This window comes from uncultured Capnocytophaga sp. (genome assembly GCF_963525585.1).
In the GTDB taxonomy this organism is placed as follows: domain Bacteria; phylum Bacteroidota; class Bacteroidia; order Flavobacteriales; family Flavobacteriaceae; genus Capnocytophaga.
On sequence record NZ_CAURLX010000007.1, the window covers coordinates 15,277 to 38,190 of the forward strand.

Annotated in this window: 21 protein-coding genes; all 21 read right to left on the reverse strand. The window is 34.0% G+C overall.

Going from position 1 to position 22,914, the window contains the following annotated elements:
* Positions 1-1,314 (reverse strand): lipopolysaccharide biosynthesis protein RfbH, encoded by a 1,314-nt coding sequence (gene rfbH / locus RYK20_RS02970; protein ID WP_314894367.1) that lies wholly within the window; start codon positions 1,312-1,314, stop codon positions 1-3.
* A 29-nt stretch (positions 1,315-1,343) separates the two neighbouring features.
* Positions 1,344-2,411 carry a CDP-glucose 4,6-dehydratase gene (gene rfbG, locus RYK20_RS02975; RefSeq protein WP_314894403.1) on the reverse strand — a complete coding sequence of 356 codons (1,068 nt, stop codon included), beginning with the start codon at positions 2,409-2,411 and terminating at the stop codon, positions 1,344-1,346.
* The gene (gene rfbF / locus RYK20_RS02980) at positions 2,402-3,175 is read right to left on the reverse strand and encodes a glucose-1-phosphate cytidylyltransferase (RefSeq protein ID WP_314894368.1); all 774 of its coding nucleotides are present in this window, start codon (positions 3,173-3,175) and stop codon (positions 2,402-2,404) included. Before rfbF ends, rfbG begins: the two co-directional genes overlap by 10 nt.
* Before the next feature lie 36 nt (positions 3,176-3,211).
* Positions 3,212-4,201: a 2Fe-2S iron-sulfur cluster-binding protein gene (locus RYK20_RS02985; RefSeq protein ID WP_314894369.1), complete on the reverse strand. Its 990-nt coding sequence runs from the start codon at positions 4,199-4,201 to the stop codon at positions 3,212-3,214.
* Positions 4,202-4,207: 6 nt separating this feature from the next.
* The gene (locus RYK20_RS02990; RefSeq protein ID WP_314894370.1) at positions 4,208-5,062 is read right to left on the reverse strand and encodes an NAD-dependent epimerase/dehydratase family protein; all 855 of its coding nucleotides are present in this window, start codon (positions 5,060-5,062) and stop codon (positions 4,208-4,210) included.
* Between the two features lie 3 nt (positions 5,063-5,065).
* Complete coding sequence (locus RYK20_RS02995) at positions 5,066-6,385, reverse strand: UDP-glucose/GDP-mannose dehydrogenase family protein (protein ID WP_314894371.1); 1,320 nt, start codon at positions 6,383-6,385, stop codon at positions 5,066-5,068.
* Positions 6,386-6,462: 77 nt separating this feature from the next.
* Entirely contained in the window at positions 6,463-7,449 is a 987-nt protein-coding gene (gene pfkA, locus RYK20_RS03000; RefSeq protein WP_314894372.1) for a 6-phosphofructokinase, read from the reverse strand.
* A gap of 497 nt (positions 7,450-7,946) precedes the next feature.
* Complete coding sequence (locus RYK20_RS03005; RefSeq protein WP_314894373.1) at positions 7,947-8,423, reverse strand: HIRAN domain-containing protein; 477 nt, start codon at positions 8,421-8,423, stop codon at positions 7,947-7,949.
* Positions 8,424-8,456: 33 nt separating this feature from the next.
* Positions 8,457-9,428 (reverse strand): bile acid:sodium symporter, encoded by a 972-nt coding sequence (locus tag RYK20_RS03010; protein ID WP_314894374.1) that lies wholly within the window; start codon positions 9,426-9,428, stop codon positions 8,457-8,459.
* A 446-nt stretch (positions 9,429-9,874) separates the two neighbouring features.
* A complete protein-coding gene (locus tag RYK20_RS03015; protein WP_314894375.1) occupies positions 9,875-10,168 on the reverse strand; it encodes a hypothetical protein in 294 nt (97 codons plus the stop codon).
* Between the two features lie 129 nt (positions 10,169-10,297).
* Positions 10,298-11,299, reverse strand: a complete 1,002-nt coding sequence (locus RYK20_RS03020) for a hypothetical protein (protein ID WP_314894376.1) — start codon at positions 11,297-11,299, stop codon at positions 10,298-10,300.
* A gap of 201 nt (positions 11,300-11,500) precedes the next feature.
* Positions 11,501-13,258 carry an ABC transporter ATP-binding protein gene (locus tag RYK20_RS03025; RefSeq protein WP_314894377.1) on the reverse strand — a complete coding sequence of 586 codons (1,758 nt, stop codon included), beginning with the start codon at positions 13,256-13,258 and terminating at the stop codon, positions 11,501-11,503.
* Positions 13,259-13,508: 250 nt separating this feature from the next.
* Positions 13,509-15,140: a chaperonin GroEL gene (groL, locus tag RYK20_RS03030; protein WP_311455862.1), complete on the reverse strand. Its 1,632-nt coding sequence runs from the start codon at positions 15,138-15,140 to the stop codon at positions 13,509-13,511.
* 33 nt (positions 15,141-15,173) lie between these two features.
* Positions 15,174-15,713: a hypothetical protein gene (locus RYK20_RS03035; RefSeq protein WP_314894378.1), complete on the reverse strand. Its 540-nt coding sequence runs from the start codon at positions 15,711-15,713 to the stop codon at positions 15,174-15,176.
* Between the two features lie 15 nt (positions 15,714-15,728).
* On the reverse strand, positions 15,729-16,007 hold the full coding sequence (gene groES / locus RYK20_RS03040) for a co-chaperone GroES (protein ID WP_297979281.1): 279 nt from the start codon (positions 16,005-16,007) through the stop codon (positions 15,729-15,731).
* Between the two features lie 276 nt (positions 16,008-16,283).
* Complete coding sequence (locus RYK20_RS03045; protein WP_314894379.1) at positions 16,284-19,331, reverse strand: AAA family ATPase; 3,048 nt, start codon at positions 19,329-19,331, stop codon at positions 16,284-16,286.
* The gene (locus tag RYK20_RS03050) at positions 19,331-20,548 is read right to left on the reverse strand and encodes an exonuclease subunit SbcD (RefSeq protein WP_314894380.1); all 1,218 of its coding nucleotides are present in this window, start codon (positions 20,546-20,548) and stop codon (positions 19,331-19,333) included. The genes RYK20_RS03045 and RYK20_RS03050 overlap by 1 nt, the downstream gene beginning before the upstream one ends.
* A gap of 86 nt (positions 20,549-20,634) precedes the next feature.
* Complete coding sequence (locus tag RYK20_RS03055; protein ID WP_311455868.1) at positions 20,635-21,117, reverse strand: biopolymer transporter ExbD; 483 nt, start codon at positions 21,115-21,117, stop codon at positions 20,635-20,637.
* Between the two features lie 4 nt (positions 21,118-21,121).
* Positions 21,122-21,751, reverse strand: coding sequence for a biopolymer transporter ExbD (locus RYK20_RS03060; protein WP_297980168.1), 630 nt, complete (start codon positions 21,749-21,751; stop codon positions 21,122-21,124).
* A gap of 9 nt (positions 21,752-21,760) precedes the next feature.
* Entirely contained in the window at positions 21,761-22,159 is a 399-nt protein-coding gene (locus RYK20_RS03065; RefSeq protein ID WP_311455870.1) for a hypothetical protein, read from the reverse strand.
* A gap of 27 nt (positions 22,160-22,186) precedes the next feature.
* Complete coding sequence (locus RYK20_RS03070) at positions 22,187-22,894, reverse strand: MotA/TolQ/ExbB proton channel family protein (RefSeq protein ID WP_314894381.1); 708 nt, start codon at positions 22,892-22,894, stop codon at positions 22,187-22,189.
* Positions 22,895-22,914: the final 20 nt, after the last annotated feature.

Below are 22,914 nucleotides of genomic sequence, written 5' to 3' on the forward strand. Positions count from 1 at the left end.
CTAAAAATTCACCCCAAAATATTCTTCTAACTTCTCAGCGATATACTCTAAATGTTCTTCCCCTAAAGCAGGATAAATACCTACCCAAAAGGTTTGGTTCATCGTAATATCAGTATTAGTAAGGTCTCCCACTACACGGAATTCCACTCCTTTGAAATAAGGCTGCTTAGTAAGGTTACCTGCAAATAACAAACGCGTACCTATCTTATGCTGGTCTAAGAAACGGAGCAAATCTACCCGTGCAGTACCAGATTCTTCTTTAAGGGTTATAGGGAAGCCAAACCACGAAGGGTCGCTATTGGGAGTTGCCTCTGGCAGATATAAAAAGTCAGTAAGTGTTTGCAATCTATTTTTTAGATAAGCAAAATTCTTACGGCGTTTTTCTATAAACTCCTCTACTCGGTCTAACTGAGCCAAGCCACAGGCTGCTTGCATATCGCTAATTTTTAGGTTGTAACCTATGTGTGAATACACGTATTTATGGTCGTAACCAAAAGGCAAATCGCCGTGTTGTTGTGAGAAGCGACAGTTGCAAGTGTTATCTTTCCCAGGTGCGCAATAGCAATCACGACCCCAATCGCGGAAAGACTCGGCGATGGTTTTTAGCTCTGCATTATTAGTGAAAACGGCTCCTCCCTCGCCCATAGTGATATGGTGAGCTGGATAGAAACTCAAGGTAGCAATATCGCCAAAAGTACCTACTTTTTGTCCGTTATAGGTAGCACCCAAAGCATCGCAGCAATCTTCTACAAGCCAAAGGCTATATTTATCACAAAGAGCTTTTATTTTCTCTAGGTTGAAAGGGTTCCCCAAGGTATGGGCGAGCATAATCGCCTTTGTTTTAGGGGTAATGGCTTGTTCTATAAGGTCAGCATTTACATTATGTGTGTGTAGGTCTACATCTACAAACACTGGTATGGCCCCAAACTGAATAATAGGGTTCACTGTCGTAGGGAAGCCTGCTGCTACACCTATTACCTCATCACCTTTTTTAATAGCACGTTCGCCTAATTTAGGTGAAGTAAGTGCACTAAAGGCTACTAAATTAGCTGAAGAACCAGAATTTACCGTAATACAATATTTTACCCCTAAAAAAGCAGCCAATTTCTGTTCAAAAGCTGTATTAAAACGTCCTGTGGTGAGCCAAGCATCAAGCGATGCATCTACCATATTTTTTAGTTCTTGGGCTCCTAATACCTTACCTGAAGGCGGTATAATAGTAGTTCCTGCCTCAAAAGATTTCGATTTGTAAGCCTCTTGGGCGTATTTTTCAACTAATTGAGCTATTTCTTGCCTAATTGTATCTAAACTCATTTATATTATAGTGTTTTTTGTTGTTAGTTTTAATTGTTGTATTTCTCTATTTCTTGCAAACATTTTAATTGCATATCAGCTCCTTCTAGCCACGCACGGTGCCAATGCACTATTTGCTCCAAGGTTTGCTCTAATCGCCATTTTGGGTGCCATTTTAGGCACATTGCAGCTTTCGAACAGTCGAGTTTTAGAAAGTTAGCTTCGTGGGGTTGTTCACTTTTGTCTATTTCATAGTGCGCTCCATCTCCCCAGAAATGTACCATTTTATCAAGTATCCACTGCACAGGCTGGCAGTCATCGTCTTTAGGACCAAAATTCCAACCTTCAGCAAAGGCCTTCCCGTCTTGCCACAAGCGTTGTGCTAGCACTAAGTAGCCTGAAAGAGGTTCCAATACGTGTTGCCACGGACGAGTAGATAGCGGATTGCGGATAATTACCGATTGCTGTTTCTCAAAAGCGCGCAGAATATCAGGTATCAATCTATCTTCAGCCCAGTCTCCGCCTCCTATCACATTACCTGCACGTGCTGAGGCTACGGCTGCTGTATCAGGGGTGTGAAAAAACGACCGTTGGTAAGCCGAAACTACCAATTCGGCACAACCTTTACTGTTACTATAAGGGTCGTGACCACCCATAGGTTCGTTTTCACGATAGCCCCATTCCCATTCGCGGTTTTCATAACATTTGTCAGTAGTAATTACCACTATTGCTTTTAAGTGCGAGGCATAGCGCGAAGCTTCAAGTACATTCACAGTCCCCATCACATTAGTGCTATAAGTCTCAATAGGCTCTTTATACGAAAGCCTTACCAAAGGCTGTGCTGCTAAGTGTAGTAATATATCGGGGTTAAAAGTACGTATGCTCTCCGAGAGTTTGCTAAAATCGCGAATATCACCTATCTCACTCTGCATCTGCTGTGCTACTTTAGCCTCAACAAAAAGAGACGGATTTGTTGGTGGAGTTAAGGAAAATCCCTTTACTTCAGCACCCATCTGCTGTAGCCACAGCGATAGCCACGAACCTTTAAAGCCCGTATGCCCTGTGATAAATACACGCTTACCTTTCCAAAAATGAGTATCTACTTTTCCTATTGCCATACCTTCCAAGGTGCTTTGTTGTTTTGCCATAATTCTTCCAAAAGCGTTTTATCACGGAGCGTATCCATTGGTTGCCAAAAACCTTCGTGCTTATAGCACATCAACTGTCCGTCTGTGGCTAAGCCTTTTAGTGGTTCTTGTTCCCAAATAGTGCTATCACCTTTTATGCGCTCTATTACTTTAGGTGATAGTACAAAGAACCCTCCATTAATAAGCGCTCCATCTCCTTTCGGCTTTTCTTGGAACTTCATAATCTGATTATTTACTATATCCAAAGCTCCAAATCTACCTGGGGGATAGACTGCTGTAAGGGTTGCTTCCTTACCGTGTGCTTTATGAAAAGCTACTAATTTAGCAATATCAATATCAGCTACTCCGTCGCCATAAGTAAAGCAAAAAGCCTCCTCATTAGCTATATAAGGCAATACCCTTCTAAGGCGCCCTCCCGTCATAGAGTGCTCACCTGTATCTATAAGAGTAACTTTCCAAGGTTCAGCGCGTTTTTGGTGTACGTGCATCTCATTGTTTGCCATATCAAAAGTAATATCCGATTGATGTAAAAAATAATTAGCAAAATATTCCTTGATGATATAGCCTTTATAACCACAACAAATGATAAATTCATTAATGCCGTAGTGCGAATATATTTTGAGAATATGCCATAAAATAGGCATTCCTCCTATTTCTACCATTGGTTTAGGTCTCAAGGCTGTTTCCTCACTCAATCGTGTGCCGAGACCTCCTGCTAAAATTACTGCTTTCATAAAAATTAATCTACTTATTGCTTGAAAATTAATCACTTATTTGCCTGCAACAAATGCATCAGCAAAAAAGTTTTCTTCTTTCAATCCTTGTTTAGTGAGAAGTTCTTGAGCGCTTTGTATCATTGCCTCACTACCACAAGCATACACTTGTGCTGTAGGCCAACTGATAGCCTGTGCTGAAGCTATCTCTTGCACATACCCTTTTGCTCCTTGCCAATCGTCCTCACGAGTCAATACTGGTATATACTCAAAATGAGCAAAGGTAAAATCAGGCTTCCAAAATAAGTCTTCTTTTTTTCTTCCTCCCCACAAAAGCCACACTTTTTTATTAACTAATAATTCCGGACTGGCTTGCAGCTGTTCTAAAATGGCTTTTATAGGTGCAATACCAGTACCTGTAGCTAATAATACAATATCGGTGCATACTTCATTATGTCGGTAAAAGAAAGTACCCAAAGGTCCCTCTACTCTAAGCAAATCATTAGGCTTAGCCTCATTAAACCAATAGTTGCTAAATAGTCCCCCTTCATAATTGCGAATAAAGAGTTTCAGCTGGCTGCCTTCATACTGACTATGACTAATAGAATAGCTGCGCTTATGTCCATTTCTGATAATATCTAGATATTGCCCCGCTAAAAACTGAAAATCTACCTTAGGAGGCAAACGCAACACTACCTCTACAATATTAGGGGTAACAATTGCAATACTGCTTATTTTACAAGGACTCACTTGGGGTTTAGGTAGCTTTACTCCTAAATCCTCTACCGCTAATTTTATATCAGAGCGGGGTATTACATTGCACGACAGCACATAGCCTGCAGCTTTCTCTTCAGTGGTAAGTACTTGTTCATCTTGTAGGTTCTCTACCTCTCCTTCAAGCACTTTCACTCTACAACTCCTACAACGCGCCTCAAAACACGAATACTCTAAGCTAATATCATTATCTAAAGCGGCTTTTAGCAAAGAGGTATTCTCATCGCAAGTATAAGACTTATTATTTTTTAGATATATAGTATGCTGGTTCAAAATATATTATAAACAATGTTTTTTCTCTTCAATAAATTCTTTTATATGTTTCTTAGCTTTCCAGCCAAGTTCTTCTGTTTTTTGGGTAATAACTTCGGCAGTCATACGGTTGCCTTTTCGCTCTGGTAGCATCTGTATCTCACCACCAAATAAATGAGCAATTTCTAATACGGTATAAGTCTCAGGACTACCTATGCCATACCCATCACCACTGCCTTTTTCTCCTACAATTAGTAGACCTGATACTATATCATCTATATGAGTAAAATTACGTTGTTGCGTACCGGGGCTTACTACTGTTAGAGGTTCACCTTTCTTCTTCTTTTCAATGAAAAGCGCAATAAGGGTCGCATATTTGCCTGTACTTATCTCTCCCTTACCATATACATTATAGAAATATACAATAGCATAATCTAAGTTGTACCAATTGCCATAATTGATAATCAGTTCAGTATTGGACGACTTGCTCCACGCATACGGACTCTGGTCTTTTCCTAATCCTCCATCACCGAACTTAGTACTGCTTCCCGCATATACTAGTTTGCAATGATGTTTTCTACAAAACTCTAATACTTTAAGAGTTCCTATTTTATTGAAAAGTAGAACTTTGTCTATATCCTCAAAACTTTGCTCTACTCGTGAATATTCCCCTAAGTGATATACCAAATCGGGTGTAAAGTCTATGAGTTCAAAAATATGTTCTGTGCTTCCTTCTATATAAGTTACTCCTTCTATATGGTTTTCACGACTTCCTGTAAAATAGTTATCCAATGAATAGACTTCGTTATTAGGGTCTTTAGCTAAGGCTTCACAAAGATTTGAACCAACAAACCCTGCACCTCCTGTTACTAATATCTTCATATCTTAGACTCCTATTTGTATATATTCAAATCCTTTATTAGGCAAATCGAAAGCATTATATTGATTTCGACCATCAAAAATTACTTTTTCAAGAAGCTGTTTGCCTATTTCTTCAAAATCAGGAGAACGAAACTCCTTCCATTCGGTAAGTAAAAGTAGAGCATTTGCTCCTTTGAGAGCTTCATATTTACCATCTACATATTCAATATCATAATCTTTCAAATAAAAACTCTTAGCTTCATATACTGCTTTTGGATCATAAGCTTGTATTTTAGCTCCTCTTTTTATAAGTTCTTTGATAATATAAATAGATGGGGCTTCTCTCATATCATCTGTTTCAGGTTTGAACGCCAATCCCCATACAGCAAATGTTTTCCCTGAAAGATCCTCTCCATATTTCTTTATTACCTTATTAGCAACAACATATTTTTGGCGATTATTAACATTGTCTACCGATTCTATAAGCTCAGCTTTGTAATCTACCTCTTCTGCTAATTTTTTCAGAGCTAACACATCCTTTGGGAAACAAGAACCACCATATCCACAGCCTGGGTAGATAAAGCTATATCCTATACGAGTATCAGAACCAATTCCCAAGCGAACCTTGTTCACATCAGCACCTACACGCTCACAGATATTGGCTATTTCATTCATAAATGATATCTTGGTAGCTAACATTGCATTAGCAGCATATTTTGTCATCTCAGCTGAACGAATATCCATAGTGATAAAGCGTTCGTGTTGTAAGAAAAAAGAAGAGTAAAGAGCTTTCATTTTTTCAAAAGCATAAGCACTTTCAGCTCCTATAACTACTCTATCTGGCTTCATAAAATCTTGAATTGCTTTTCCTTCTTTAAGAAATTCAGGATTAGAAACAATATCAAAATCAATTGAAATTTTTCTTTTTTCTAAAACATTATGAATAACTTCCTTTACTTTATCAGCTGTTCCTATTGGAACCGTAGATTTATTCACTATAATTAGATGATTCTCCATAGCTTCTCCAATAGATTGAGCTACAGAGAGAACATATTGCAAATCTGCAGAACCATCCTCTCCCATAGGGGTTCCCACTGCTATAAAAACAATCTCCACTTGCTTAATAGCCTGAGCTATATCTGTTGTAAAAAGAAGGTTTTTATTAGCTATATTATTCAGCACCATTGTTTCAAGCCCTGGTTCATAGATTGGAATAATCCCTTGTTTGAGTTTTTCTATTTTATCTTCATTAACATCTACACAAGTAACTGTATTCCCTACTTCTGCAAAGCAAGTCCCTGAAACTAAACCAACATATCCAGTGCCAATAACAGCTATTTTCATTAAAAAATGATTCTATTTGTTGAGGTAAAGCTAATAAAAAAGTTTCTATTTATTTTTTGCAAAATTAAAAATTTAATTTATACACTCATAATTTCTGCAATACGGATCAAATCAGGATCAAGTTTACTTTCACCTCCTTTTATGGCTTTCTCCAGTGGGGTAAGGTCTATCTTGTCATTATTGATTCCTACCATATAGTTAGATTTGCCTTCAAGAAGAGATTCCACGGCTTTTACGCCCATACGACTTGCCAATACACGATCAAAGCAAGTAGGAGCTCCCCCTCTCTGAATATGTCCCAATACAGATACCCGTATATCATAATCTGGATTCTGTTTTTCTACATATCTTTTAAGTTCAAATACATTTTTCCCTGTTGTATCTCCTTCCGCTACTACAATAATATTGGACATCTTCCCTTTGTTGTGATTGATTTCTATTTCATTCACCAATTCTTCCAAGGTGCTATGATGTTCTGGAATAAGAATTTTCTCAGCTCCTCCTCCTATACCTGAATTAAGAGCAAGAAAACCTGCATCACGCCCCATCACCTCAATAAAAAACATTCGGTTATGAGAACTAGCTGTATCACGAATTTTATCAATTGCTTCCACAACTGTATTAAGAGCTGTATCATAGCCAAGAGTATAAGTTGTCCCATAGATATCATTATCAATGGTACCTGGAATCCCTATTACAGGAAATCCAAATTCTTGATTAAAAAGCAAAGCCCCTGTAAAAGAGCCATCTCCTCCAATAACAACCAAAGCATCTGCACCTGCTGCAACAAGGTTCTCATAGGCTTTTTTACGTCCTTCAGGGGTACGGAAGTCTTTGGAACGTGCTGATTTAAGAAAAGTTCCTCCTCGATTGATTAAGTTTCGTACGCTACGAGCATCTAATGGTGTAAAATCATTTTCAATCATTCCTTGGTAACCTCGGTATACTCCTAATACTTCTACATTATGATAGGCACAAGTACGTACTACTGAGCGTATAGCTGCATTCATCCCTGGAGCATCACCTCCAGAGGTAAGTACAGCTATTTTTTTTATGTTTGCCATAATTTTATATTTTGTTTGTTTTTTCAGGAAGCAAAGGTAATCATTTTTTTCAAAACATCTATACTTAATTATCAAGAATTTATTCAAAAACTATTACTACCTAATATATTACTTCAATTGTATATTTTGACTAGAAAAAGAAAAAAGTTACTTATTTAACCAAAAAGATATATTTGATTGATATCCAAACAACTAAATACAGTAAACTTCTTGTGGCAAAGTTATAAAAAAATTCTTGAAATATTATCAAATTTCTTCGAAAATAAATATCTACTAATCTCACTTAGGAGTGGAATTAATACAATAAAAAAATTAGGAATTTATTTTTGTTTTTCCAAAAAAAGTTGTACCTTTGCGTTAGATTTTGAAAGTAACTCACAATAAGGATTATTCCGTTGTGAAAACATTTAGTGCCTCGACTATCTTCGGGGCTTTTTTTATTAAAAGTAGAAATTACATATAATTCTAAAGTATATAAGAATATTATTTAAGATTAATTATGAGAAATATCCCTGTCTATAAATATCCTCAACATCACTAGCTCGTGCGTTTTGTAAAGCTGTGATTAACTGAGGAGTAGGCGTAATAAGTTCTGCAAATACCTCTACAGCCAGAGATTCATATTCATAATAGTCATTCTTAGGACTATGTTTACTTATCTGAGCTGTTAGCTCTACTCCTGCATTAAGCATATTAGCTATTACTATATTCTCATAAGCAGGCAAATATCCCAATTTATACTCTTGATAATAAACTTCAACAGCAAATGCATCGTATATGTTTCCTTCCTCGTGCTTAAGGCGCAATATATCCCCTTCTTTAAGAGATTCTTTAACTTTTGAATAATGATAATATTGCATTCCTCGAATATAGTTATCATAAATCTTCACTAAGCTTTTCCCTAGCAAATTTTTAGGTAAAATAAGTCCTGTAGAAGCAAGCCCTAAGGTTTTTATAAAATCAATCCGGTTCATATAACAAAAAATGTAATATTATTCTTATAAAAGTTATTTCCTTTGTGCCAATCGGTTAGCAAGCCAGCTTACATAAAAAAGCTGAAAACTATGATAAAGCATTATCGGAAGTAAATAAATCACTTTTTCTGACTCAGGAATTCCCAAGACCATTACAAATAAACTTCCGTGTACCAAAGATTTTTTAGAGCCACAGAAAGTAGCTGTAATTATATCTTCTTGATTAAAATGCAATATCTGAGAAATATACTTAAGTACAGCATATACCACAAAGAACAAACCTATTGAAATAAAAGAAATAATAACAAAAATAATAGGTGGAACAGAAAGAAATATCTGCTCAACAAAGGCATTGGAAAAGCTTTCATATACAATTAGCAATATAATAAACTTATCAAATTGCCCTATCCATTTACTATATTTATCTACTATTTTTTTTAATGTAGGATTCAGAAGTAACCCTAATATAATGGGCAACAATACCTTCAATAATAATTGCTGAATAATTGTCATCTGATCTACATCTGCAGTTGTATGTTTTAAGAAAGCCCCCATCAGAAGAGGAGTTACTATAATTCCTATAAGCCCTGATATAGAAGCATTAAAAATAGCTGAAGTTATATTCCCCTTGGCTATAGAAACCATCACCACTGAAGAGGATACTGTAGAGGGCAAGCTCGCTAAAAAGAAAATAGAAAGCCAAACCAATTGATAATTTGTTCCCTTAAAAAAGGGATATAAGAGAAATACTAATAGTGGAAATAACAAAAATGTACCAAACTGTACCACCAGATGAAGTTTCCAATTCCTTATATCTCGAAGAATTTCCTTAATATTTAACTTCAATCCATATAGTAAGAATATAATACAAATTCCCCAATCAATAAATTTATTAAGGTCAAAAACAGTATTATAAGCTTCCCTATAAGGTATAATCTTTGCTAAAACAATCATAGATATCAAAGCAAAGAGAAAATTATTTTGTTTATTAAAAATCTGACTCATTATTTTTTATTATAACCCATTATTAATTATTAAGAAAAAAATAAAAGATTATTTATTTGATTAAAAAATTATATATTTAATTGATTTTTAAATAGATGAATACAACAAACAACTTAGAGCAAAGTTATAAAAAATTATTGGATTATTATCTGATTTCTTCCAGAATAAACTCTAAAATTATCAGAGAAGAGCTCCCCAAACATCTGATCTAGAACTAAGTTATCAGCGACTATTAGAAGATAGTTACACAGTCCTAATAACTCAAAATAATGCACAAATAGTGTTTCCTTTCTATTTTAGCGATTGATAATACAAAGTAAACCCCTACTTTCTGACTTATTTCGAAGATGTTTTTTAAAGTCTCAAAGTGAGTAATGACAAAGTTCTCTATATTTTCTATAAATACAATGATGTGAGGAGCTTTATAGCACTTACTATGCTGTTTTTTATATCGTTTTGCTATTTTTTTGTAAAATAGCAAGTATTTTGAACATTTTTTGTTCATCTTGCGCATTGATAGAGAATATTTGTACATTTTTAGAATGCTTATGGTAGAGCATTGTCCAGCATATTTCTTGTACTAATAGTTGTCTTTCATCAGGGTTATTTCCCTCAATAAGTATAGGACTTATTTTAGCAATATCTACGAATTTCACTTTTTCAACAGATATGCCTAAAGGCACGGGAAGCTTCATTTTTTGGGGAACACTAACTTGCAAAAGTTCTTGAAAGGTTTTCATATTGTGTGATATTATAACTTATTGAGGGCAAAGATAATATAGAGGCTGTATCATTTTGTGATACTATAGTAAAAAAAGAGTGCCAAAAATTGTTTTGGCACTCTTTTTTAGTTAAATAAGTAATGTTACTTATTTTACTCCTTTCTTACTATTATAACTACTATGCATTAGCTGTAAATTCATTTTTGCATTAATTTTCTGAAATTCTTCTTCTAACTTGTCAAAATGAATCCTATTTCTAAAAGACTCGTCATCTGCAATTCTAGTAGATAATAGGCGTACTGAATCTCTATCTAGATTTCCCCCTTTCACTCGTTTTCTAAATTCATCTGTGATAAGTGATAGTTGAGGAAATTCGTTTTTATCTAAAGACTCTAATAAGAGACTAATAGGCTCAATGTGATCGATAACAATTTCTTTAAGTTTACCTGATTTTACAAATAGAGTTACTAAATTATCAACTTCTGTTTTAGTAGAAACCTTTTCCTTATTTATAAAGACCTGTCCATTACTATACTCAATTTCTAAGTCTTTTAAATCTTTGACTTTTTTAGCGGTAGTCCCTACAAAATAGATAATGTTATCTATTTGATGATTAAGTATTTTGTCAAAAGTTTGTCCGTGTCCCGTTTTATAAAAGTATTGTTTTATAAAACGAATAGGGAAAATAAGATGACCATTGTTATTATAACGGTCTTGTGAAATTAGCCTACGAAATAGAGTGTCTCTAACAAAAGTAGAAGAATAGTGTATATAAGCACTGTTGGTATTATATGTTTTTTCTTCTTCTACTTCTTTCTTTATATCATTTAAAGAGATAGTTGCAACTGAAACTTCATCAGAAAGGCAGATTTTCTCTTCAATGAAATCAAGGTACTTCATAAACCCTGCACGATAATGAGTTTTAGAAGTAACTTCTATAATTTCAAAAAGCTCTTCTCCTATTTCTCTCAACTCATCAAGGGCATCTAAACTTTTTGCATTGTAGATATTTTCAACTAACTCAAAAAGTCTATGTCTGAATTGTTTGTCAGCATTGTTTACGTAATTAACGTAACTATCAATACTCTTTACTCCATTTTTAGGTAAGAATTCTGTAAATTCTTTCTTTTTAAAAAAGGTATTATTCATACATTCGTGATGTTTTAGTTTAACGCCCCAAAAGTACTAACTATTTTCCTTGCTGCCAAATATAAAATATTAAAATTTGGAATGTTAGATGATTGATTATTTTACTGTTTACTCACTAAATGAAATGCTTATTAGGGTAGTAATTTTTCTATTTCGAAAAAAAAGGGCTGTAGAGAGTGAATTAATTAATAAAATATTTACTTAAACTGAAAACTGCATATCATATAGGTTTTTATAATAACCATTGGTTACTTGAAGTAGTTGTTCGTGGGAGCCTTCTTCTACGATATTTCCTTTGTTCATCACGATAATTTTATCGGATTTGCGTATGGTGGAGAGGCGATGAGCAATGATAATAGAGGTGCGTCCTTGAGTAATTTTCTCTGTGGCTTGCTGTAGAAGTTTTTCCGAATGAGAGTCTACCGAAGCTGTAGCCTCGTCAAGAATAAGTATTTTTGGCTTGTGTACGTATGCACGTAGAAAGGAAATCAGCTGTCGTTGTCCGGCAGAAAGTACGGCTCCCCGCTCCTTCACATCAAAGAAATATCCGTTAGGTAGTTGCTCTATGAAGTCGTGGATGCCTATCTCCTTAGCCGCTTCCTTCACTTGCTCTAAAGAGATATTTTCATCTCCTAAAGTGATGTTGTAGAAGATACTATCAGCAAATAAAAACACATCTTGGAGGACAACGCTTATCTGTTTGCGGTAGTTTTCTAAATTATAGTCGTTGCAATCCACCCCATCTATGAGTATTTTTCCAGAATTGGCTTTGTAAAAACGAGAGAGAAGCTGTATCACAGTGGATTTTCCTGCTCCAGTAGCCCCGACAATGGCTATAGTTTCTCCTTGTTGGGCAGAGAAACTGATTCCGTGAAGTATTTCTTCTTCTTTTTTGTAACCAAAGGTAACCTTGTCAAATTGAATATTTCCTTCTATATCTCGGCAGATGCCTCCTTGAGCATCTTCTTGAGTTTCCTTGCCTTCGTCCATAATATCAAAAACACGTCCGGAGGCGACCATCCCCATTTGTAGGACAGTAAATTTGTCTGCAATATGGCGCAATGGACGATACAACTCCTGAACTAATTGAACAAACATAAAGATCACCCCTAAGCTAGCCATTTCATGATGGACAACTTGTAATCCTCCATACCATATAACCAAAGCAATAGCAATAGAACTTAATATTTCAGCAATAGGAAAGTAAATAGAGTTCTGGAGGATATTGCGCAACCACGCTTTTTTATGTTTTTCATTAATCTCTTGAAAGGCTTTGTACTCCTGCTCCTCTCGGGTGAATAGTTGGACTACTTTGATTCCTGTGATGCGCTCCTGTACAAAAGAATTTAAGTTAGCTACCTCTCGACGAATGTCTGTAAAGGCAGCTTTGCTCGCCTTCTGGAAGAGATGGGTAGCATAAATAATAATTGGTAAGGTCAGGAAGGTGAGGAGTGATAATTTCCAATCGGTGAGCAACATCAAGGACATAATCAGTAGCATTTTGAGTATATCCGAAATAATCTCAAAGAATCCTGCGCTAAAAATCTCTCCAATACGCTCCAAGTCATTCACTGCACGAGTAATCAATACCCCAACAGAGGATTGGTTGTGATACTTCATATTAAAACGAAGCATCATTGAGAATAACTTCTTCCGGATATCATAAATTACCATTTGTCCTATCCATCCTGAGTAGTAAGCAAAGGAAATCTGAGAGATAATTTCTGATAGGAGAATCCCTACCAAGAGTAAACTGGCATATAATAAGCCTTCGTAGTCCTTGGGTACGATATAATTATTGATAATTTCCTTGGATATATAAGCTCTCAGGGAACTTGCTCCTGATATATAGATGGATAGGAATGCCACCAAGGCAAATATCCATTTGTAAGGTTTAGCATAGCCAAAGAGTTTCCTTAAGATATTGATATCGTTGTTTTTAGTTTTTTGTTGAGACATTATCTGTAGTGATATGATTTACATAAGACTAATATTGAATAAGACCTATGTTTATAAAATTCCTTAAAGCTATATCATAGCTTTTTATTATCTGTAATAATATTTAAATTTAAAATAAATACTACGAGGGCAAAATTACAAAATTTATTTTAGGAGTGAAGGATTTTTATTATTTTTTAATCCTCATAAAAATATTAAAACTTACCCCCAAGAAGTAAATTTCTGGGGGTAAGTTTATCTAAATTAATTATTACATCATACCTGGCATTCCACCACCTCCCATAGGAGGCATTGCTGGAGTATCTTCTTTGATATCTACCAAGGCACATTCTGTTGTAAGAATCATTCCTGCTACTGATGCAGCATTTTCAAGAGCTACACGAGTAACTTTCTTAGGATCAATGATTCCTGCGCGATACATATCCACATACTTCTCTGTTTTGGCATTGTAACCGAAAGAATTTCTGCTTTCTAAAACCTTAGCAATCACTACAGAGCCTTCGCCTCCTGCATTTTCAACAATTGTACGAAGTGGAGCCTCAACTGCTTTATTAACAATCTGGATACCTGTGATTTCATCACTATTATCTGTTTTAATTTTGCTAAGTACTGCTCTTGCACGTAATAAAGCAACACCACCTCCTGGAACAATACCTTCTTCTACCGCAGCACGAGTTGCGTGAAGTGCATCATCTACACGGTCTTTCTTCTCTTTCATTTCTACTTCAGAAGGAGCTCCCACATAAAGAACAGCTACTCCTCCAGCCAATTTAGCTAAGCGTTCTTGAAGTTTTTCTTTGTCATAATCAGAAGTTGTTACTTCCATTTGAGCTTTAATTTGCCCTACTCGAGCTTGGATATCTTCGCTCTTACCAGCTCCATTTACAATGGTGGTGTTATCTTTGTCGATAGCCACACGCTCTGCACGACCAAGCATATCTATTGTTGCATTTTCAAGAGTAAAGCCTCTTTCTTCGGCGATAACAGTACCTCCGGTAAGGATAGCTATATCCTCAAGCATAGCTTTACGACGGTCTCCAAAACCAGGAGCTTTTACTGCTGCAATACGCAACGCTCCACGAAGCTTATTCACAACTAAAGTAGCCAAAGCCTCGCCATCAATATCTTCAGCAATGATAAGAAGAGATTTTCCAGATTGAGCTACAGGCTCAAGTACAGGTAACAAATCCTTCATTGTTGATATCTTCTTGTCATATAGAAGAATAAAAGGATTGTCGAGCTCTGCAATCATTTTTTCTGAGTTGGTCACAAAGTAAGGAGAAAGATAACCACGGTCAAACTGCATACCTTCTACAATATCTACATAAGTATCGGTACCTTTAGCTTCTTCTACAGTGATAACACCTTCTTTACCTACTTTTTTGAATGCATCAGCAATAAGTTCACCTACTGTATCATCGTTATTTGCTGAAATAGCAGCTACTTGACGGATTTTATCTATAGAATCTCCTACTTTTTGACTTTGCTTAGCTAGTTCATTTACAATAGCTTTTACAGCTTTATCTATACCACGCTTTAAGTCCATAGGATTGGCTCCAGCAGCTACATTTTTAAGTCCCTCACGCACAATAGCTTGAGCAAGAACAGTAGCGGTAGTAGTACCATCTCCAGCGAGGTCATTGGTTTTTGAAGCTACTTCTTTAACCATCTGTGCTCCCATATTTTCGAGAGAATCAGCTAGTTCTACCTCTTTAGCTACAGTTACCCCATCTTTAGTAACTGTAGGTGCTCCAAATGATTTACTAATAATAACATTACGTCCTTTAGGTCCTAAAGTTACTTTTACAGCATTGGCAAGGGCATCTACCCCTCTTTTTAAGCCATCACGTGCATCAATATCAAATTTTATATCTTTTGCCATGTTTTTTATTTTTTAATTTTTTTTATTATTTGTTTAAGCGATTTGAATAATTCTACACTTTTCACACAAGGGATAAGAAGCAATAAAATCCTTGATTTGTTCCTTAGCCTCCATAAAACTTCTTTTTACATAGAAATATAAAGCTGTATCGTTACTTCCTTCATGATAGGAAGTAAATACCAAGACATCTTTCAAAATTTCACTAACAGAGTCAAAAACTACATTAACATCAGAAGTTTCATACACTTCCTTAGGCAAATCTGTTCCATTCACATAAATAGCTAACCCTTCTAATGTACCTACCTCCTGAGAGAAGTCTTCATTATATAGTTTAGATCCTTTAGGAATACCAACTTCTTCTAATTTTTGTAGTAATTTTTCTACTGCCTGAAAGGTATTATTGAGTTCAATTTCTATATCACAGTACTCTATCTCTCCCTCTTTGGACATTAGGGTTCCCCCTCCTGAGGTACTTCCTAAACCTTCTTCAGAGAGAAATTCGTCTATGAGATCCTCCAGATCGTGTCTATGAAAAGGTTGTAATTTTGCATTTAACTGTAAAGTGTAGAACATAACGATTATATTAGACTATTCTAAGATTCCTAACAAATCGTTTTCTTTCATTATAAGGTAAGTTTTACCTTCCAATTTTAGCTCTGTACCAGCATATTTTCCATAGAGGACAGTATCCCCTACTTTTACAGTAATAGGATTCTCTTTGGTTCCTGCTCCTACAGCAACTATTTTCCCTTTTTGAGGTTTTTCTTGTGCAGTATCAGGGATAATAATACCTGAGGCTGTGGTAGTTTCAGCTGGTGCTGGTTCTACAAGCACTCTATCAGCTAAAGGTTTTAATTTTACGCTCATTTTATATCTTTTATAAATTTACTTCTATATACTCACAAAGTATGCCATTTTTTAAAATATGTCATTTTGTCAGCTTTCTTTACTTTTACATTATCTATAATATTTGTAGAATATCTCTTTTTTCTACTATAAAATATAGTATTTTACATCCTTTTAGTCATTATTCCTCTTCTTTGTACCTAAAAATAGAACTAATTTCATATTTATATTAGAAAGACACTCTTAAATACTTCTAAGCTGACAATTTTTCTACAAATATGTCAGTTATCAATAATTTTATGACATATTTATCAAACTTCCACGCTCAATATCTTTCGTAATAGTAAGAGAAATTGGGATACGTTCTTTTAGTTCCTCCACGTGAGAGATAATCCCTACTATCCGATTCTCTTTCAGTAGTTTTGTAATTGACTCAAAGACAATATTTACAGAATCCAAATCCTGAGTACCGAATCCTTCATCAATGAAAAAGAAATTTCTCTTAGTTATGGCTTCACTCTGCACACTTTCGGCTAGGGCTAGAGCTAAACTTAAAGAAACCTGAAAAGCCTGCCCTCCTGAAAGCGTTTTTACACTCCTTGTCTTCCCTTCATTAAGATAATCAATTACTTCAAATTCATTATTTTCATTTACTTGCAAACTCAATTGTCCTCTAGTCATTTGGCGAAAACGTTCATTAGCATATTCACACAACTGTTGCATATAAATAGATGAAATATATTGTATGAATCCTTGTCCTCTGAAAATATTATCAAGAAGTTTTATATTTTCATTTTTTTGTCTGTAGAATTCCACTTCTTTTATAATTTCCTTCTTCTCTTCAAAGGATTTCTCCAGTTGCCGAAGCTCAGTATCTAATTTTATACAAATTTCATTAGCCGATTTCATTTCTCCTTCTTTAGAAATGAAATCCTCTTCTATTTTAAGATAAATATCAATATTAAATGGATTTTCGGAGAATTTTCTCTCTAATTGTGCAATATGTTCTTGAATTACTTTATAATGAACATAAAATTCCTGTATCTTCAAGCGATTTTCTTCAACTGAAATAGGATTTTTTAAAATTTCCTCTACTCTCTCTATCTCTAGTCCCCCCTCTTCAAGTTCTTTTTTAATTTGTTCCTCTATAATAGAATATTCTTTTCTATTTTTCTCGAGAAGTTCCAAAGTGTTTTTCAATTGGACTTTATTTTGGGAATATAAAAGATTTATTTTATTCTTATTTTCTATAAGTTCTTGATAATCTTGCTCTATTTGTATATTTAAAAATGCTATTTCCTTAAATTCTTCTTCAAGAGAGTTATATTCCCTCTCTCCATATTCTTCATAATCAAGGACTTTTATACTTTCTTTCTTACTCAAAATATTCCCTTGCAAAGAAGCTATATTATTATAAATATCATTAAGCAAAATTCTATATTTTTCTATTTTTTGCTGAAGCTCTTCTGTTTCTTTAAATAATTTTTTATATGATTTTTCTTTTTCATCTATCTGAATTTCAAGCTCTGTAGCAAACTTCTGTTGTTCAAGAAAAAGAGTATTATCTTCCAAAGAAAATTCTTTCCATACGAAGCCCGCACGATGCCCTGATAAATCCTCCTCTATGCGCTTTAATATATTCTTTTCTAAAGAGAGTTGAGCTTCAAAGATTTGTTTTTTTTCAATGTATTTTTCTATCAGAGAGATCGTCTGGCGGAGTTCTTCCTGCTCTGTATCAATATTCTTTATTGTTTCCTTTATAGCATCCATTTCTCTACTAACATCCTCAAAATGAGTAATATGAGGATGCTCCAAGGATCCACATAAAGGGCAAGCCTTTCCCTGATGCAAAGCTTGTGAATAACGAGCTAATTGGCTTTGTACTTCAAGCTGATTTATCCTTTGATTAAGACTTTGTTTTTCTTTTTCAAATTTTTCTTTCTCTAATATAATTTTTTTATTATAATCTATTAAAAGAAGCCCTTTTGAAGTCATAATTTCTTCTAGTTTACCTAATATAGATTCTAATTCTTCTTCTATTTTGATTATTTTAGCACGTTGATTACTCTCATTTTCTCTGAAAATACTATATTTTTCATACCAATTACCTATTTCTAGTAAAAGTTTGTGATTTATACGTTGTTTTTTAAGGTTATCTATATCAGTTTCAAGTTCTGCTAATATTCTTTTCTGATCTTTAAACTTTTTCTCTTCCTCTTTTATTTTAGCACTTCCTTCTTTAGTCCTTTTCTCCTCTGTGATAATCTGATTTTTTAGGGGAATTATAGATAGTATTTGTCTCAAATCCTCTTCTATTATTTTTGTCTGAGGAAGTTGATCATATTTTCCTTGTATAGAATCAATTTTTTGAGTAAGATTTGTAAGTTGTTCCTCTATTTCCTGAAGTTTTCTTTCTTCTATTTCTTTTCTAGATTGATATAAATGAACTTCTTTTTGTATTTTTAATTTATTCTCTAATAAATTTTTAAATAATTTCTCTATTTTTTCGTAAATATTTATTTTTTCTTGTAAATTTTGTATTTCAGGTTCTTGTTTTTGGAAATTTAATAAATCTTTCTTCTTGATATTCAGTAGTTCATAATCATTTTTTAGTGTTTTTAATTGTTCATATTCTTTTTTTAGTTGTATAAATTCTTTTTCTATATATTTCAGCTTCTCCTTTTCTTCTAAGAATTTTTTCTTTTGCAGCCCAATAATGTTCTCATCTACTAGCTCAAATCCTTTCAATAAACCTTCTTTAAAACTCAGTTTTTCCCCATTTTCCTTTTTAATTTTTGCTATATTATCTGATAAATCAAATTTGTGCAAATTAAATATCTCCTTCATCATCTCGGTTCTATCCTTAGCTCCAAGTTCTAGAAATTCTTTGAATTGACCTTGGGGAATAATGATTGTCCTTTTAAAATTATCATAACTCAGTCCTATTATTTTCTGAGGAAAAGCCTGTTCTAAAGGTAGCCAATTTTCTCCTTTTTTCTCATAATATTGTACTACAGTGGGTTTCACGTCATCAAACTTTTTATTACTTCGTTTGAATTCCCTAATCACTCGGAAATGTCTGTCTTCAAAGTTTAGAAATTCAAATTCAAGATAAAAATGATTTGACTTGAGGTTCAGCATATTATAACTTCTTCTATCTCTACTATTCAGTCGTTCAGTCTCTCCATAGAGAGCAAAAGTTATTGCCTCAAGAATGGATGATTTTCCGGAACCCACAATTCCAAAGATTCCAAATAAGCCTGCTTGAGTAAGAGCCGAAAAATCAATAGTTTGTCTTTCCTGATAGGAATAAATTCCTTCTATTGTGAGTCGTAGTGGTAACATTATTCTATAGTAAGAATTTCATTAAATAATTCTAAAATCTCTTTATTAGGAGCGATACCTCTATTTTTATACTTGAAATAGTTCTCAAATAAAGGGATAACATTCTCAAAATTAATGTCTTGCTGAACTAATTGATGAGTATATTTAGTATCATCTTTATATTTTAATTTTGGAATCAAATAAACAATTCCTTGATGAACATTATAAAGCTGGTTTTGTTCTTCCTTTTTTAAAAACTGCTCCATCTCAATTGTCAATTCTACCCAAGTATCAGGGTTTCTCTCTAACCAATTAGTAGCTTTATTAATAGAATCAAATGTTTTCCGGACAAGTGCTTTACCATTTTTAAGAGGTATTTTCTCTAACTTTATTTCTCTATTAGGTTCTGCTTCTATTATAGCAACATATTTTTGTTGTCCTGCCTCACTAAAGCTATAACATAATGGAGATGAGGCATATACAATAGGTTTTTCTTTACTTCCTATGTTTTTGAATCCGTGTAAATGTCCTAGAGCTGTGTATTGTATCTGAGGAGGAATAATATCTGTATAAATCATATCTGCATTGCCTATTTTTATAGGACGTTCTCCTTCTGGTTCCTCTAATACTTCTCCTCCTCTCGGATTCATAAATAAATGAGCTGTAAGTATATTCACTCCCTTTGTATCACAAAATTCTTCTGCCAAAGCACTCCATTTTTCTGATAAAATCTGATTAATACTCTCTTGCTTATCTCCCTTGAGTTCTTCTCTCATACGTGACTCATTCGCATAAGGAGTATGAATAATCCTTAAGGGATAATTATATTGAGAAAATGTAATTTCAAAGAAGCCCTCTTTCGAAAATGATATTCTAAAATAAGAAGAATCAGTATTCTTAACTATTGCATTAGGATAGCCTATAAGAATTATTCCACATTCACGGGCTAAAGGATCTGGAGCATCAATAAGTTTTGGAGCATCGTGATTTCCTGCAATGGCAATTACTGGACGTACTCCACCTAATGATAACCTTTTAAGTGTCTTATAGAAAAGCTCTATAGCTTCTATATTAGGAGTAAAATTATCAAATAGATCTCCAGCAATAATAACTGCATCAACTTTGTGTTGGTCTGCTATTTGTACTATCTCCTCCATAACTAAGCATTGTTCCTCTATTCGAGAAAACCTATCTATTTTCTTTCCTAAATGCCAGTCGGCAGTATGAAGAATTTTCATTGTTCTATTTATAAAAAATAATCCGCAAAATATTTATTTTACGGATTAATGAATTATGATTTTACAAAATAATTATTTTTATATTCCTAATCACTTAGAATACTTGGAGTTCCTTCTTTTGTGATATAATTTATTTTCAAGGCATTGATTTCTCTCAATTTTTCTTTTAAATCTCCTATGATTCCCATTTTTGTATGTTTATCAATTTTTAGAGATGTAATAAAAATTTCTTTATATCTTTCCTGAAGTCCTTCCCTATATTTAAGGATAGGAGTACCTACCTTATCTACATCTACAAAAACATCATTTATCTGAAGTTTTGCATTTTTACCAAACTTATCTTGATACCTAGCCAAAGGCTCTCCTGCATATACATATATTACAGGATCTTTTTTATCTAGTTTTTGTACTTGATTAGCAGTAGGAACATCATTAACTACCTTTATTTCTCCATCTTTAGATTGTGTAACTGTCATAAAGAAAAATAAAAGCATAAAGATAATATCAGGCAGAGATGCTGTTGATATAGGAGGAACCCCATCTGTTTTTTTCTTATTGAACTTTGCCATACTATTAATTTTTATCTCTCTTAACACTTGCCTCAACCAACTTTCTAGGAAATAATTCTTGTAATTTCTCTAGTTTTGGTCTCAATTCATTTTTTCTTGCATCAGAAGTTTTTGCAGCATTAAATTCAGCATCCATCTCTGCATAGGTAACCTCATTAGGGAATAGCCTTTTTCTTTCTCTTTCTCTTAGCTCATTATAAGCTGCTACAAGCTCATTTTGCACAGCTATATAGGTTTCATAATTTGTCTCCCTATCATTTTGCAAAGAAATTACAGCTTTAGTTGGGTTATCAGAAGAAGAAATATCCTTTTTCCCTTGACAATAACTACATCCATCACTACCTTGACCTCCTCCATTATCCAAAAAATCTTTTGCTGTTTGTCTCAAATCTTTGATATCTAACAGCTTATCCTCTACCAATAACTGATTTTGTTTATTTACTAATACAACAAATAAGTTTCGCTCATTTATAGGAGGTTCTTGTTGTTCTTGAGGTGGAATTTTAGGAGGTAGTTTCGCAGCGATACCAGCATTGGAGGTTATATCTGTGGTTACTAAGAAGAATATCAACAATAAAAATGCGATATCTGCCATTGAACCAGCATTTACTTCGGGTATTGATCGTCTTGCCATTTGTTTTTTTTAAGTTCTTTTAACAACAGAAAAAATTACAGCAATTAAGGAACCTATTAAAAGTAAGTAAGTAGCTGTAATTCCAGCACTTATCCATTGATAAACTTTATCTGTACCAAACAATACAAAAGACAAAGGATAAGATATAAGAAGTACTCCCAAAAACACCCCTGAATAGATCAATGTTTTTTTGATTGATTTAGGAGAAGTGAGTATATTAATTGTTGCTGAAACAAGTACTGCTATTATTGAAATAGCAAGTAACACATAATCAGTAATGAACATTCCATTCATTGGAATATTTGTTTTATCATTCTTAACATCTTCAGAGCTTAACATTAACCAAAAACAAAATATAAGCCCCAAAATGCCTAAAATAAAAACAATTATTTTAGCTATTTTGTACATAGATTAAATTTTAAAAGGGATTAGAATTTATTTTTTGTAGGTAACTAATAGGTCTACAAGAGAGATAGAAGCATCTTCCATATCATTTACTAGGCTATCTACCTTGGCTACTATATAGTTATAAAACACCTGCAAAATCATAGCTACAATAAGCCCAAATACTGTAGTAAGCAATGCTACTTGAATATCCCCTGCAATTAATGATGCATCAAGCCCTCCTGCTAAACTAATTTTTTCAAAAGCTTGAATCATCCCTATTACAGTTCCCATAAATCCTAACATAGGTGCAATTGAAATAAATAAAGAAATCCAAGATATATTCTTTTCTAATTGTCCCATCTGAACACCTCCATAGGAAACTACAGATTTCTCAACTATATCAATACCTTCATTAGCACGATCAAGCCCTTGATAAAAAATAGAAGCAACAGGACCAGCTGTGTTTCTACAAACTTCTTTAGCAGCTTCTACCCCTCCATTCTTTAAAGCATCTTCTACATTTTCTAATAATTTTTTTGTATTTGTAGTAGCCATTGTTAGATAAATAACTCGCTCAATAGCCACGGCTAATCCAATAATTAAGCACAATAAGATAGGTGCCATATACGCAGGACCTCCCTTAATAAAATACTCTTTAAAACCTTGATGAGGAACATCATTTTCTGCAGCAAAAGTAGTAGTAATGTTTATAAAAAACAGTGCTGCTAACACAAACTTTAAATATACTTTCTTCATTTTTATTTTTTTAAATATTA

Excerpts from the sequence above, each read along its gene's own strand:
- rfbH (WP_314894367.1), bottom strand. The coding sequence starts at position 1,314 with ATGAGTTTAGATACAATTAGGCAAGAAATAGCTCAATTAGTTGAAAAA.
- rfbG (WP_314894403.1), bottom strand. The coding sequence starts at position 2,411 with ATGGCAATAGGAAAAGTAGATACTCATTTTTGGAAAGGTAAGCGTGTA.
- rfbF (WP_314894368.1), bottom strand. The coding sequence starts at position 3,175 with ATGAAAGCAGTAATTTTAGCAGGAGGTCTCGGCACACGATTGAGTGAG.
- RYK20_RS02990 (WP_314894370.1), bottom strand. The coding sequence starts at position 5,062 with ATGAAGATATTAGTAACAGGAGGTGCAGGGTTTGTTGGTTCAAATCTT.
- RYK20_RS02995 (WP_314894371.1), bottom strand. The coding sequence starts at position 6,385 with ATGAAAATAGCTGTTATTGGCACTGGATATGTTGGTTTAGTTTCAGGG.
- pfkA (WP_314894372.1), bottom strand. The coding sequence starts at position 7,449 with ATGGCAAACATAAAAAAAATAGCTGTACTTACCTCTGGAGGTGATGCT.
- RYK20_RS03005 (WP_314894373.1), bottom strand. The coding sequence starts at position 8,423 with ATGAACCGGATTGATTTTATAAAAACCTTAGGGCTTGCTTCTACAGGA.
- RYK20_RS03010 (WP_314894374.1), bottom strand. The coding sequence starts at position 9,428 with ATGAGTCAGATTTTTAATAAACAAAATAATTTTCTCTTTGCTTTGATA.
- RYK20_RS03015 (WP_314894375.1), bottom strand. The coding sequence starts at position 10,168 with ATGAAAACCTTTCAAGAACTTTTGCAAGTTAGTGTTCCCCAAAAAATG.
- RYK20_RS03020 (WP_314894376.1), bottom strand. The coding sequence starts at position 11,299 with ATGAATAATACCTTTTTTAAAAAGAAAGAATTTACAGAATTCTTACCT.
- RYK20_RS03025 (WP_314894377.1), bottom strand. The coding sequence starts at position 13,258 with ATGTCTCAACAAAAAACTAAAAACAACGATATCAATATCTTAAGGAAA.
- groL (WP_311455862.1), bottom strand. The coding sequence starts at position 15,140 with ATGGCAAAAGATATAAAATTTGATATTGATGCACGTGATGGCTTAAAA.
- RYK20_RS03035 (WP_314894378.1), bottom strand. The coding sequence starts at position 15,713 with ATGTTCTACACTTTACAGTTAAATGCAAAATTACAACCTTTTCATAGA.
- groES (WP_297979281.1), bottom strand. The coding sequence starts at position 16,007 with ATGAGCGTAAAATTAAAACCTTTAGCTGATAGAGTGCTTGTAGAACCA.
- RYK20_RS03045 (WP_314894379.1), bottom strand. The coding sequence starts at position 19,331 with ATGTTACCACTACGACTCACAATAGAAGGAATTTATTCCTATCAGGAA.
- RYK20_RS03050 (WP_314894380.1), bottom strand. The coding sequence starts at position 20,548 with ATGAAAATTCTTCATACTGCCGACTGGCATTTAGGAAAGAAAATAGAT.
- RYK20_RS03055 (WP_311455868.1), bottom strand. The coding sequence starts at position 21,117 with ATGGCAAAGTTCAATAAGAAAAAAACAGATGGGGTTCCTCCTATATCA.
- RYK20_RS03060 (WP_297980168.1), bottom strand. The coding sequence starts at position 21,751 with ATGGCAAGACGATCAATACCCGAAGTAAATGCTGGTTCAATGGCAGAT.
- RYK20_RS03065 (WP_311455870.1), bottom strand. The coding sequence starts at position 22,159 with ATGTACAAAATAGCTAAAATAATTGTTTTTATTTTAGGCATTTTGGGG.
- RYK20_RS03070 (WP_314894381.1), bottom strand. The coding sequence starts at position 22,894 with ATGAAGAAAGTATATTTAAAGTTTGTGTTAGCAGCACTGTTTTTTATA.